At 71.9% G+C, this 13,110-nt stretch carries 10 protein-coding genes; 4 read left to right on the top strand and 6 right to left on the bottom strand.

All coding sequences use genetic code 11. The annotated features are described in order from the left end of the window. Positions 1-6: 6 nt before the first annotated feature. Genes ACGFIQ_RS05425 through deoC form a run of 3 tightly spaced genes read right to left on the bottom strand, consistent with a single transcriptional unit; the run spans position 7 to position 3,313 of the window. Positions 7-831, bottom strand: coding sequence for an aldehyde dehydrogenase family protein (locus tag ACGFIQ_RS05425; RefSeq protein ID WP_393239500.1), 825 nt, complete (start codon positions 829-831; stop codon positions 7-9). Further along, positions 824-2,248 carry an aldehyde dehydrogenase family protein gene (locus ACGFIQ_RS05420; protein ID WP_393239497.1) on the bottom strand — a complete coding sequence of 475 codons (1,425 nt, stop codon included), beginning with the start codon at positions 2,246-2,248 and terminating at the stop codon, positions 824-826. Before ACGFIQ_RS05420 ends, ACGFIQ_RS05425 begins: the two co-directional genes overlap by 8 nt. A 6-nt stretch (positions 2,249-2,254) precedes the next feature. Then, positions 2,255-3,313 (bottom strand): deoxyribose-phosphate aldolase, encoded by a 1,059-nt coding sequence (gene deoC, locus ACGFIQ_RS05415; protein WP_393239494.1) that lies wholly within the window; start codon positions 3,311-3,313, stop codon positions 2,255-2,257. A gap of 126 nt (positions 3,314-3,439) precedes the next feature. Here deoC and upp point away from each other — a divergent pair, with 126 nt between their 5' ends. Both upp and ACGFIQ_RS05405 read left to right on the top strand, forming a co-directional pair. Then, the gene (upp, locus tag ACGFIQ_RS05410; RefSeq protein WP_357241488.1) at positions 3,440-4,072 is read left to right on the top strand and encodes a uracil phosphoribosyltransferase; all 633 of its coding nucleotides are present in this window, start codon (positions 3,440-3,442) and stop codon (positions 4,070-4,072) included. Positions 4,073-4,146: 74 nt separating this feature from the next. Further along, positions 4,147-4,824, top strand: coding sequence for a GPP34 family phosphoprotein (locus tag ACGFIQ_RS05405; RefSeq protein WP_393239490.1), 678 nt, complete (start codon positions 4,147-4,149; stop codon positions 4,822-4,824). 10 nt (positions 4,825-4,834) lie between these two features. Here ACGFIQ_RS05405 and ACGFIQ_RS05400 read toward each other — a convergent pair whose 3' ends face one another. Together ACGFIQ_RS05400 and ACGFIQ_RS05395 are read right to left on the bottom strand one after the other, a co-directional pair. Beyond that, on the bottom strand, positions 4,835-6,502 hold the full coding sequence (locus ACGFIQ_RS05400; protein ID WP_393239488.1) for a phospho-sugar mutase: 1,668 nt from the start codon (positions 6,500-6,502) through the stop codon (positions 4,835-4,837). A 48-nt stretch (positions 6,503-6,550) separates the two neighbouring features. Then, the gene (locus ACGFIQ_RS05395) at positions 6,551-8,641 is read right to left on the bottom strand and encodes a protein kinase (protein WP_393239486.1); all 2,091 of its coding nucleotides are present in this window, start codon (positions 8,639-8,641) and stop codon (positions 6,551-6,553) included. Positions 8,642-8,846: 205 nt separating this feature from the next. Here ACGFIQ_RS05395 and ACGFIQ_RS05390 point away from each other — a divergent pair, with 205 nt between their 5' ends. Beyond that, on the top strand, positions 8,847-10,430 hold the full coding sequence (locus tag ACGFIQ_RS05390) for a methylmalonyl-CoA mutase (protein WP_393239483.1): 1,584 nt from the start codon (positions 8,847-8,849) through the stop codon (positions 10,428-10,430). Positions 10,431-10,876: 446 nt separating this feature from the next. Next, a complete protein-coding gene (locus ACGFIQ_RS05385; RefSeq protein ID WP_393239480.1) occupies positions 10,877-12,136 on the top strand; it encodes an amidohydrolase in 1,260 nt (419 codons plus the stop codon). On the opposite strand, the gene ACGFIQ_RS05380 is transcribed toward ACGFIQ_RS05385, so the two are convergent. Continuing rightward, complete coding sequence (locus ACGFIQ_RS05380; RefSeq protein ID WP_393240360.1) at positions 12,093-13,082, bottom strand: DUF4349 domain-containing protein; 990 nt, start codon at positions 13,080-13,082, stop codon at positions 12,093-12,095. The genes ACGFIQ_RS05385 and ACGFIQ_RS05380 overlap by 44 nt on opposite strands. Positions 13,083-13,110: the final 28 nt, after the last annotated feature.

Raw genomic sequence — 13,110 nt, 5'->3', positions numbered from 1 at the left:
AGACGACTACACCCCCTTGGGGTGCCACACCGTCTTCGTCTCCAACAGCGCGGTCATCGGCGCCACCCCCGGGTCGGCGGTCCAGTCGTGGTCGGCCGGGGCCGGGCGCAGCACCCGCTTGAGGTTCTCCGCCGCCTTGATCTCCAGGTCGGTGGCGAGCTCGGCGTCGGTGACCCCGGTCAGGTCGATCGCGTTGACGTCCATGTGGGCCGCCAGTGCCGGCGCGGTCTCGGTGATCGCGCCGGTGAGGATGTTGACCACCCCGCCGGGCAGGTCGGAGGTGGCCAGCACCTCGGCCAGCGTCACCGCCGCCAGTGGCTCCGACGGCGACGCCGCCACCACCACCGTGTTGCCGCTGACGATCGCCGGGGCGATGACGCTGACCAGGCCGAGTAGCGCCGGGCGCTCCGGGGCGACCACCGCGACAACGCCGGTCGGCTCCGGGGCGGAGATGTTGAAGTAGGGGCCGGCGACCGGGTTGGCGCCGCCGTAGACCTGGGCGAGCTTGTCGGCCCAGCCGGCGTACCAGACCCAGCGGTCGACCGCGGCGTCCACCTCGTCGCCGGGGATGCCGAGGGCGACGAACTGCTCGCGGCGGCCCTCCAGCATCTCGGCGGCCCGGTAGAGGATCTGACCCCGGTTGTACGCGGTCGCGCCGGCCCAGCCCTTCACGGCGGCGCGGGCGGCGACCACCGCGTCCCGGGCGTCCTTGCGGGAGGCCAGTGACACATTCGAGGACTGCACGAGATACGACCGTCCCGACTCGCTGCGCGGGAACTTCCCGCCGATGAAGAGCTTGTACGTCTTGCGTACCGCGACCCGCTCAGACATTGAGGTACCCCTCCAGCCCGTGCCGGCCGCCCTCGCGACCGTAGCCCGACTCCTTGTAGCCACCGAACGGCGAGGTGGGGTCGAACTTGTTGAACGTGTTGGCCCAGACCACACCGGCGCGCAGCCGGTCGGCCATCCACAGGATCCGGGAGCCCTTGTCGGTCCAGATTCCCGCCGACAGCCCGTACGGCGTGTTGTTGGCCTTTTCCACGGCCTCGGCAGGGGTGCGGAAGGTGAGCACCGACAGCACCGGGCCGAAGATCTCCTCCCGGGCGACGCGGTGGGCCTGGGTGACGCCAGTGAAGATCGTCGGCGCGAACCAGAAGCCCCGGTCGGGCAGCTCGCACGGGGGTGACCAGCGTTCGGCGCCCTCGGCCGAGCCGGCGTCGGACAGTTCGCGGATCCGTTCCAGCTGGGCGGCGGAGTTGATCGCCCCGACGTCGGTGTTCTTGTCCAGTGGGTCGCCGACCCGGAGCTGCGCCATCCGCCGCTTCAGCGACTCCAGCACGCGGTCGGCGACGTTCTCCTGGACCAGCAGCCGGGAGCCGGCGCAGCAGACGTGCCCCTGGTTGAAGAAGATGCCGTTGACGATGCCCTCGACGGCCTGGTCGATGGGGGCGTCGTCGAAGACGATGTTGGCGGCCTTGCCGCCCAGCTCCAGGGTGAGCTTCTTGCGGGTGCCGGCGACGGAACGGGCGATGGCCCGGCCGACCTCGGTGGAGCCGGTGAAGGCGACCTTGTCCACGCCGGGGTGCTCGACAAGCGTGCGGCCGGTGTCCCCGGCGCCGGTGAGGATGTTGACCACACCGGCCGGCAGGTCGGCCTGCTGGCAGATCTCGGCGAACAGCAGGGCGGTCAGCGGGGTGGTCTCGGCCGGTTTCAGCACCACCGTGTTGCCGGCGGCGAGCGCCGGGGCGATCTTCCAGGCCAGCATCAGCAGCGGGAAGTTCCAGGGGATGACCTGCGCGGCCACGCCGATCGGCCGCGGGTTCGGCCCGAAGCCGGCATGACCCAGCTTGTCGGCCCAGCCCGCGTAGTAGAAGAAGTGCGCGGCGACCAGCGGCAGGTCGACGTCGCGGCTCTCCCGGATCGGCTTGCCGTTGTCCAGCGATTCCAGGACGGCCAGCTCGCGGGAGCGTTCCTGGACGAGTCGGGCGATCCGGTACAGGTACTTCGCCCGGTCCCGGGCCGGCATCGGACCCCAGACCTTGTCGTACGCCTTGCGGGCGGCGCGTACCGCGCGCTCGACGTCGGCGGCGCCGGCCCAGGTGACCTCGGCGAGCACCTCCTCCGAAGCGGGATTGATCGTCTTGTGGAGATCCTCGCCGTCGACGAACTCGCCGTCGATGAACAAACCGTAGGACGGCTTGAGGTCGACGATCGCGCGCGACTCGGGCGCAGGGGCGTATTCGAACATCGGCTATCAGTCCAGGGTGAAGTAGTCGGGACCGGAGTAGACGCCGGTCGTCAGCTTGGTGCGCTGCATCAGCAGGTCGTTGAGCAGGCTGGACGCGCCGAAGCGGAACCAGTCCGGGTCGAGCCAGTCCGGGCCGACTGTCTCGTTGACCATCACCAGGTACTTGATGGCGTCCTTGGTGGTCTTGATGCCACCGGCGGGCTTCACGCCCACCTGCCGCCCGGTCGCCTCGCGGAAGTCACGGACCGCCTCCAGCATGACCAGGGTCACCGGCATCGTCGCCGCGACCGGGACCTTGCCGGTGGAGGTCTTGATGAAGTCGCCGCCGGCCAGCATGGCCAGCCAGGAGGCCCGCCGCACGTTGTCGTAGGTGGCCAGTTCGCCGGTCTCCAGGATCACCTTGAGGTGGGCTGCCGGGCGCCCTTGGCGACCGCCATCAGCAGGGCCGCAGGCTTCCTTGACCGCGACGATCTCGTCGTAGACCTCCCTGTACCGCCCGGCCAGGAACGCACCCCGGTTGATCACCATGTCGATCTCGTCGGCACCGGCCGCCACGGCGGCCCGGGTGTCGGCCAGCTTGATCTCCAACGGCGCCTGGCCGGACGGGAACGCGGTCGCCACGCTGGCCAGGTGAACGATGCCGGGTCCGGCCGGCGCGGCGCTGGCCGCCTCGACCGGCCCGCCGGCTGGCCGCCCGGCCCCGGCGGCGCTGCCCCGCAGCACCTCGGCGACGTACGGAACCATCGCCGGGTAGACGCAGACCGCGCCGACGTGCGGGCAGGACGGGTCGGCCGGGTCCGGACGCAGCGCCTTCGCGGCGAGCGCGCGCACCTTGCCCGGGGTGTCCGCGCCTTCCAGGGTGGTCAGGTCGACCATGCGGATCGCCAGGTCGATCGCCTGGGCCTTGGCGGTGGTCTTGATGGATCGGGTGCCGAGCTGTGCCGCCCGCTGCTCCGCGCCGACCTGGTCCACGCCCGGTAGGCCGTGCAGGAAGGTCCGCAGAGCGGTCTCGGATCGTCCCAGCTCGGAGAGCTCCGACCGGGCCGACGTCGTTGTCGCCGTCATGCCCCGAAGTCTACGCACCGGAAGGCCAAGTGATCTTGCTCACAAGTGGTGGGCGGACGTGAGCGGCGTCGCTGGTCCGAGCGCGGCCACACCGCCGAGCCGGGTGGACCGGTAGGTTGAGCGATCGTGGACGTACACGTCATTGACCACCCGCTGGCCCAGTCCAGGTTGACTGCCATGCGGGACGCGCGCACCGATTCCTCGACGTTCCGGGCGGCGCTGCACGAACTGACCACCATGCTGGTGTACGAGGCGGCGCGCACCTTCCCCGTCGAGCGGTACCCGGTGCAGACGCCGGTCACCGGCACCGAGGGCACCCGGCTGGCCAATCCGCCGCTGCTGGTCCCGGTGCTGCGGGCGGGCCTGGGCATGGCGGACGCCGCGCTCGGCCTGCTGCCGGAGTCCTCGATGGGCTTCGTCGGCCTGGCCCGCGACGAGGAGACCTACGAGCCGCGCGCGTACATGGAGTCGTTGCCCCGCGACCTGGCCGGACTGCCGGTGCTGGTGCTGGACCCGATGCTGGCGACCGGTGGCTCGCTGGAGCACTCCTGTCGGCTGCTGGCCGACCGAGGCTGCACCGACATCACCGTGCTCTGCGTGCTCGCCGCGCCGGTCGGCATCGAGCGGCTGGAACGCTCCGGTCTGCCGTTGCGCCTGGTCACGGCCTCGATCGACGAGGGGCTCAACGACCGAATGTTCATCGTCCCCGGGCTCGGCGACGCCGGTGACCGCCAGTTCGGTGGCATGCCCCGGTTCTGAGGGCGGCACCCGGTCGACGCCGGGTCGGGCGGGTCCGTGCGCGGTGGGGCGCGGACCCGCTACCGTCTCCGGCCATGACTGGTGTTGCGCTCGCCGAGGAGTTGTTGCTTCTCGCCTACGACGACACGACCGGCAAGGCGACCATGCCGCGAATCAGCCTGGACCTGGGCATGGCCGCCGCGGTGCTGGTCGAGCTGGCCCTGGCCGGCCGGATCGCGTACGCCGACGGATCGTTGGCAGTGATCGACCCGAAGCCGACCGGCGAGCCGGTCGCCGACGAGGTGTTGGGCCGGGTCGCGGCCGACACCCCGCACAGCCCGGCCTCCTGGGTGCAGCGCCTGCGGCATGGCCTGCGGGACCGGATCCTCGGGGATCTGTGCAGCCAGGGTGTGGTCCGCGACGTCGACGAGACCGAGTTGGGCTTCATCCACGTGCACCGCTACCCGGTCGTGGACGCCTCCGTGGAGGCGGAGACCCGGCAGCGGCTGACCGAGGCCCTGGCCGGCGCGGCGGCCCCGGACGAGCGGACCGCCGCACTGGCCACCCTGGTCGTGGTGCTGCGGATGGAGTCCGCGCTCGGGGTGAGCGGCGATACCGCCGCCGACGCGCGCCGCCGGCTGGAGGAGATCGCCACCGGCGCCGGCTTCTCCGGTGAGGTGAGCACCGACGACTCGGTGGTCCGACCCTCGGTCGGCCTGGTCGTCGCCGCTCTGGGCCGGGCCGTCGACCAGGCGCTCGGCCCGCGCCGCTGACCCTGCGTCTCTACACCCCGAGGGCGGCGGCGATCTCAGCGCGCAACTGCGCGATCGCTGCGCCGGCCCGGGTGCGCGCGGCCGCGACGTCGCCGTCCACGACCGGTTCCACCACCTCGAGGTACGCCTTGAGCTTCGGCTCGGTCCCGGACGGGCGGATCACCACCCGGGCCACCCCGGTCCGCAGGATCACCACGTCCGCTTCGGGTAGCAGGTCCCGGACGCTGTCGACCGGGTGCCCGAGCAGGGTGGTCGGGGTGGCCGCCCGGATCCGGGCCATCGCGTCGACGATCACCCGCAGGTCGTCCACCCGGACGGAGAGCTGGTCGGTGTGGTGCACGCCGAACTCGGCGGCCAGCTCGTCCAGCCGGTCGGTCAACGTGCGGCCCTGCGTCTTGAGCCCGGCGGCCAGCTCGGCCACGGTCAGCGCGGCGGTGATGCCGTCCTTGTCCCGGACGTGCTCCGGGGCGACGCAGTAGCCGAGCGCCTCCTCGTAGCCGAAGACCAGCGGTGCGCTGCCACCGCCGGCCCGCACGATCCACTTGAAGCCGGTGAGTGTCTCGTCGTAGGGCAGGCCCCGGGCCGCGCACATCGCCCGCAGCAGGGACGACGACACGATGGTGGTGGCATAGAGCCCGGTCACCCCACGGCGCATCAGGTGGTCGGCGAGCAGGACACCCACCTCGTCGCCGCGCAGCATCCGCCAGCCGTCGCGGTCGTCCCGGACGACCACGGCGCACCGGTCGGCGTCCGGGTCGTTGGCGATGGCGAGGTCCGCTCCGGTGGAGTCGGCCAGCGCGATCAGCCGGTCCACCGCCCCCGGCTCCTCCGGGTTGGGAAACGACACTGTCGGAAACGCCGGGTCCGGCTCGGCCTGGTCGGGCACCACACCGGGCACCGGGAAGCCAGCGCGGGCGAAGGCGGCGGTGAGCACCGCCGCGCCAACCCCGTGCAGCGGGGTGTACGCCACCAACAGGTCGCGGGAGCCGTCCGGGTCGATCACCGCGGTGGCCCGTTCCACGTACGAGGCGACCAGGTCGTCGCCGAGCACCTGCCCGGGCTGGCCCAGCGGCACCTGGGTCAGCGGCCCGACCGCTCGGATGGCCGCTTCGATGCCGGCGTCGGCGGGCGGCACGATCTGCGCCCCCGCGCCCAGCTCACCGCCCAGCTCCGCGCCGAGGTAGACCTTGTAGCCGTTGTCCTGGGGCGGGTTGTGGCTGGCCGTGACCATCACCCCGGCGACCCCGCCGAGGTGGCGCACGGCGTACGCCAGCACCGGGGTGGGCAGCGGGCGGGGCAGCAGCAGCGCCGGGCGGCCCGCCCCGGTCGCTACCCGGGCGGTCCGCTCGGCGAACTGCCGGGAGCCGTGCCGAGCGTCGTACCCGATCACCAGGGGGCCGGTGCCACCCTGGGCCGCGAGCCAACCGACCAGGCCGGCAGCGGCCTGGGTGACGACGGCGAGGTTCATTCCGTTCGGGCCGGCGCGCAGTGGGCCGCGCAGGCCCGCGGTGCCGAAGGTCAGCGGGCCGGCGAACCGGTCGGCCAACTCGGGGGCGCTCGCCGGCAGCCGGTCGAGCACCGCCGTCAGCTCGGCCCGGCTGGCCGGGTCGGGGTCGTCGGCGAGCCAGCGTCGGGCTTGCTCGCGAATGTCGTCGATGTCAGTGGTGTCCGCCGCCATGCCCCTTGATAGCACGGCGGCGGATCACCGCTGGCGGTTCCCTCCGGCTCAGCCTTCCCCGGTGAGCTGGAACGTCTTGACCATCTCGTCGAAGATCGGCTTGCTCTCGGCGAACTTGGCGTCGTTGGCGGTGAGGTAGAACGAGTACGCCTTGCCGCCCTGTGCCAGGCCGAGCCAGATGCCGTGCCGCATGGTGTCGCCCGCGCCGCAGGTGTACTCGAATTCGGCGGCCGGTTTGTCGGCAAGTTGGGTCTCCCTGGAGGCGACCTGCGCGTACGGCTTGACGCAGGAGGTGCTCCTGGTCTGCAGGCCGTTCGCGGCCGTCTCGGCCCAGCGGTTGGAGTCGCTGGACCACTTCTCGGTGATGATGCGGACCTTGCGGCCGCTGTCCTCCGGGTCGATGTAGTCGGTGTACGAGGGGCCGGTGGCCTTCTTCCAGCCCTTCGGCACCATGACCTGGATGCCGCGGGCGGTGTGCTCCTGCATCTCGACAGTGGGAGCCGCCGGGGCGGACGCGGTGGGCTGGGCCGCCGGGGTGTTCGGCGGGGGGTCGTCGCCGCTGGACAGGGCCACCACGGTGAGCAGCAGCACGACGGCCAACCCGCCGGCCGCGGCGAGCTGCACCTTGCGGGGCCAGCCCTTGACCGTGCTGACGAGCTGACCACCGGTGGCGCGGACCTTGCCGAGAGCGCCGCCGCCCGGCGCGGCGGGCGAGGTGGCCCAGGGCTGGCCGGTGCCCGGCACCGACCACTGGTTGCCGCCGCCGTAGGTGCCGCCGACGCGCGGGCTGGCCTGCGGTGCGCCGCCGATGCGTTGGGTGGCCTCCGGTGCGCCGCCGTAGCCGACCTGTTGGGTGGCATCGGCCGGGCTGCCGTAGCTGACCCGCTGGGTGGCGTCCGGGTGTGCGCCGGCGTCCACCCGCTGGGTGGCGTCGGCGCTGCCGCCGTAGGTGCGCCCGGTGGCCGGCTGGTCGGGGCCGGGCATCGCGCCGGTGGGCGTGTGCAGCGGGCCGGCCAACGCGTCGGCGCTCGTCTCGTCGAACCCGCTGCCGGCGACCGGGGTGACCGGCTGTGGGCGTTCGCCCCGGCGCAGCGCGGCCAGCCGGTCGGTCAGGGACTCGTTCGGGGCCAGCATCGCCGGGCCACCGATCTGGTTGTCCGGCTTCGGCTCCGGCTGGGCCGGTGGGAGGACGGGCACCGGGCGTTGCTGCACCGACACCACCGCGTACGGGTCGGTGACCGAGTGCACCGAGGTCGCGGTGCTGGCCAGCGGGCCGGCGAGCAGCTCGCGCAGCATGGCCCGGGAGGTGTGCACGTCCAGTCGGCGGGCCGGGTCCTTCTCCAACAGGCCCATGAGCACGCGGGTCAGCGGGCCGCTGCGCTGCGGCGGGGCGGGCGGGTCCTCGACCACGGCGTGCATGGTCTCGATCGGGTCGCCCTTGTCGAACGGGGGGCGCCCCTCCACCGCCGTGTACAGCGTCACACCCAGCGAGAAGAGGTCGCTCGGCGGGCCGAACTCCTGGCCCATGGCCCGCTCGGGCGAGATGAAGTGCGGCGAGCCGAGCACCATGCCGGGGGTGGTGAGCTGCACGTCGGTGGGCATCCGGGCGACCCCGAAGTCGGTCAGCACGCAACGCCCGTCGGTGCAGATCAGCACGTTGGCCGGCTTGACGTCGCGGTGCAGCACGCCGATCGCGTGCGCCACCTCCAACGCGCCGAGCAGCGCGATGCCGATCTTGGCGACGGCGCGGGGCGCGACCGGCCCGTCCTCGATCACCATGTCGGCGAGGCTGCGGGCGTCCAGCAGCTCCATCACGATCCACGGCCGACCGGCCTCGGTGACCACGTCGTACACCTGCACCACGGCCGGGTGCTGGATGGCGGCGGCGGCCCGCGCCTCGCGCAGGGTGCGTTCGTACATGGCATCGCGGTCGCTGGGGGCCAGCCCCGGGGGCAGGACGACCTCCTTCACCGCCACGTCGCGGCGGAGCAGGGTGTCGGTGGCGCGCCACACCGTGCCCATGCCGCCGTTGCCCACCGAGGACCGCAGCGCGTACCGGTCACCGATGGTGGTGCCTGGTGCTGCGCGGCCGTTGGCGGGACTGACTGGTCCGCCGCTCCACGTCGGGATCTGAGTCACAGAAAAGCCACCGGGGGAAATCGAGGGGGGCTGGGACACAACCCCCCTATCTTGCTGGTTCCGACGCCCGATGCGAAAGCCGACGCGACGGACGTTTATCGAAGTCGACAGAAAGTGCTGCTTCGTTCACCTCCTGTGGCGGGTCGGAATCCGCTGTGCGGTATCCCTCCCCCCGGCGGCTGCCTGCGCGTCCTACCATCCGGGGATGAGTGAACGGCGGTCAAGCGAGTCCGGTTTTCCGATCAAGGGCGTCTACACGGGTGCCGACCTTCCGGAGGATCTGGACTCCAGGCTGGGCGCGCCCGGCGAGTTTCCGTACACTCGGGGGGTTTATCCCACCATGTACACCTCCCGCCCGTGGACCATGCGCCAGTACGCCGGCTTCGGCACCGCCACCGAGTCCAACGCGCGCTACCACCAACTGTTGCGGGCCGGCACGATGGGCCTCTCGGTGGCCTTCGACCTGCCGACCCAGATGGGCTACGACTCCGACGAGCCGATCGCGCACGGCGAGGTCGGCAAGGTGGGCGTCGCCATCGACTCCATTGAGGACATGCGGCTGCTCTTCGCCGACATCCCACTGGACAAGGTCTCCACCTCGATGACCATCAACGCGCCCGGCTCGGTGCTGCTGCTGCTCTACCAGCTCGTCGCCGAGGAGAACGGGGTGCCCGGCGCGGCGCTCAACGGCACCATCCAGAACGACATCCTCAAGGAGTACATCGCCCGGGGCACCTACATCTTCCCGCCGAAGCCGTCGCTGCGCCTGGTCGCGGACACGTTCGCGTACTGCCGCAAGGAGGTGCCGAAGTGGAACACCATCTCCATCTCCGGCTACCACATGGCCGAGGCCGGCGCGACGCCCGCGCAGGAGATCGCGTTCACCCTGGCCAACGGTGTCGAGTACGTGCGGGCGGCGCTGGCCGCCGGGCTCGCGGTGGACGACTTCGCGCCCCGGCTGTCGTTCTTCTTCGTGGCCCGCACCACACTGCTGGAGGAGGTGGCGAAGTTCCGCGCCGCCCGGCGGATCTGGGCCCGACTGATGCACGACGACTTCGGCGCCAGGGATCCGAAGTCGATGATGCTGCGGTTCCACACCCAGACGGCTGGCGTGCAGCTCACCGCGCAGCAGCCGGAGGTCAACCTGGTCCGGGTGGCGGTGCAGGGGCTGGGCGCGGTGCTCGGCGGCACGCAGTCGCTGCACACCAACAGCTTCGACGAGGCGATCGCGCTGCCCACCGAGAAGGCCGCCCGGCTCGCGCTGCGGACCCAGCAGGTGCTGGCGTACGAGACCGACCTGACCGCCACCGTCGACCCCTTCGCCGGCTCGTACGTGGTGGAGGCGATGACCGCCGAGATCGAGGCCGCCGCCCTGGAGTTGATGGAGCGGGTGGCCGATCACGGTTCGGCGGTGGACGCCATCGAGGCCGGGTTCCAGAAGCGGGAGATCGAGCAGTCCGCGTACCGGATCGCGCAGGAGATCGACTCGGGTGAGCGGGTGGTGGTCGGGCTCAACCGGTTCACGGTGGACGAGGAGGAGCCGTACGAGCCGCTGCGCGTCGACCCGACGATCGAGGCGGCCCAGGCCGAGCGGCTGGCTCGGCTGCGCTCCGAACGGGACGCCGAGGCCGTGACGCGGGCCCTCGCCGACCTGCGCGCCGCAGCGGAGGGCTCGGACAACGTGCTCTACCCGATGAAGGAGGCGCTGCGCGCCCGGGCCACCGTGGGTGAGGTCTGCGGGACGTTGCGCGAGGTGTGGGGGCTGTACCGGCCCACCGACCGCTTCTGACCGTTTCCGCTCGCGGACGCGGTGTGTCGGCCGGGTCTGGCGGGTACCGGGTCGGGGGAACGCGGACGCACACGGTGTGCGCCCGTGGTGGACGCCGCTATGTGAGCGTCCCTATTCGGCTGGTTGCGGAGTGTGGTCGGCTAATTGTCGGAGTGTCAGTTCATCACCCCGACTAATGCGACAATTTGCACCAGGGCCCGCGCGTGTGCCACCAGCTTCACGGCCGCCACGATTGGTTACGCGTTGTAGGAGGTGAGGGACGCATGTCGGCGTTCGACAGCGATCTACCTGCTGTCCCAGACATCTCCGAGCGCCCGGAACAGGGCATACGTGACGCTGTGCGGTCTGATCATTACCGTAACGAGGTTGCGCAGCGTCACCGTCGGAGGTCTAGGCTGTCTGCTGTCCCCGATGATCCATCCGTTTCTACTGATCGAGAATTCGACGTGACGAGTGCGTTGACGCTGCCCACGGATGGCCAGCCGGCGTCGTCCTGGCCGGAGCTGCCCCCGGGATCCGAGCCGCTGCCCCGCGAGCTGGACCACCTCCTAGCGCTCCGCGTGCCGGGGCTGATCGCTACCCGCCGTCACCTCCACTCGCACCCGGAGCTCTCCGGCTCCGAGTTCGAGACGGCCGCACTGATCGCCCGGGAGCTCTCGCTGGCCGGGCTCAACCCGCGCCTGCTGCCCAAGGGCAACGGCGTGATCTGCGACGTCAACGGCCGGCCGGACGGTCCCGTGGTCGCGCTGCGCGCCGACATCGACGCCCTGCCACTCGACGACTCCAAGGACGTGCCCTACCGGTCGACAGTGGCGGGCGTCTGCCACGCCTGCGGCCACGACGTGCACACCACCATCCTGCTCGGCGTCGGCATGTTGCTGGCCCAACTCGCGGACCTGGGTGAGTTGGACGGGCGGGTCCGGCTCATCTTCCAGCCGGCCGAGGAGATCCTGCCCTGCGGTTCGCTCGAGGTCATCGAGGCCGGTGGTCTGGACGACGTGGTGCAGATCTTCGCGCTGCACTGCGACCCGAACCTGCCGGTGGGGCGGGTGGGGCTGCGGGTCGGCCCGATCACCGCGGCCGCCGACAACGTCACAGTCCGGCTCTCCGGTCCGGGTGGGCACACCGCCCGCCCGCACCTGACCGTCGACCTGGTCGACGCGCTCGGCCGGTTGGTCACCGAGGTGCCCGCCCTGGTCAGCCGCCGGGTGCCGGCCAACAGTGGTCTGCTGCTGGTCTTCGGCCACGCCTCGGCCGGCACCCGCTACAACGTCATCCCCTCCGAGGCGAGCGCCTCCGGCACCCTGCGGGTGATGGACCGCGACACGTGGGAGCAGGCACCCAAGATCGTCGCTCAGGTGGTCCGGGACGTGATCGCGCCGACCGGTGCCACAGTCGACCTGGAATACCTGCGCGGCCGGCCGCCGGTGTCCAACGACGCCCGGGCCATCCAGGTGCTGACCGCCGCCACCGCCGCCGCGCTCGGCCCGCAGGGGATCGCCGAGACACCGCAGAGCATGGGCGGCGAGGACTTCTCCTGGTATCTGGAGTACGTCCCCGGCGCCCTCGCCCGGCTCGGTGTGGGTCGCCCGGGTCCCAACGTCGACCTGCACCGGGCAAGCTTCGACGTGGACGAGCGGGCCATCCCCGCCGGCGTACGCGTCATGGTGCAGACCGCGCTGCGGGCACTGGCGGCGGCGCGCTGACCGGAGCGGTCGGGATCGGGGCCCTCCTGCGCCGACGCAGCACCAGCAGCAGCACCGCCACCGGTACGCCGAATGCCACGAGCCAGGGCAGCAGCGCCCCCAGCACGGTGAGCAGGACGGTCAACGAGGCGACGAACGCCCTCCAGCCGCCCTTGAGCCCGACCAGGAAGCCGGTCTCGGCCTTCTCCTCGGTGGCCTTGGCCGCCGGCCCGACGAGCGTCACGGTGATCGTGGAGAGGGCGGTCAGGTCGGCCAGTCGCCGTTTCTTGGCCTCCAGCGACGCCAGGTCGGCCTCGCGGCGACCCAACTCGTTCTCCAACGACACCAGGTCGGTGATCGAGCTGGCGCGGGCCAGCAACCGGCGGGCGCTCTCCACCCTGGCCCGCTGACTGGTGATGCGTGCGTCGAGGTCGACGATCGCCTCGGTGGCGTCCTCGGTGCTGATCTCCCGGCTCTGCTGGCTGCCGCGCGTCGCGATCTCGTCCACCACGGCTGTGAACTTCTCCGCCGGCACCCGCAACTGCAACTCGGCCACCGCGTCGGCGCCGGCACTGCGCCGCTGGTCACCGCCGACGAAGCCACCGGCGCGGGTGACCAGGGCGCTCACCTCCCGGGCTTCGGCATCCACATCGTCCACCTGCACCCGCATCGAACCGGTGTAGATGATGGCCCGCTGGTCGACCCGCAGGTCCGGAGCGCCGGTGCCGGCCTCCCGGGGTGCCCCGGCCCCGCCCTTCTGCGGGTCCGCGGCGGCCTCGGGCGCTCCCGCCGCGTTGTCCCGCTGGGCGTCGCCGAGCGCCGGGGCGACGGCCGCCTTGTCCGGGGATCCACTGTCGTCGGCCCCGCACCCGGTCAAGACCAGTGCCGCCGCCAGTGCCGTCGCCGCCAGCAGTGTGCCGCGGCGTCGTACCGCCTGTCCGTCCATCCCCGCTCCCATCGTCGTGATCCGGTGTGGCGATAGCTCGGACGCGGCG

The organism is Micromonospora sp. NPDC048898, assembly GCF_043198035.1.
GTDB lineage: Bacteria > Actinomycetota > Actinomycetes > Mycobacteriales > Micromonosporaceae > Micromonospora.
Note: the sequence above shows the minus strand (reverse complement) of the source record. Positions and strands in the feature narration are given on the sequence as shown.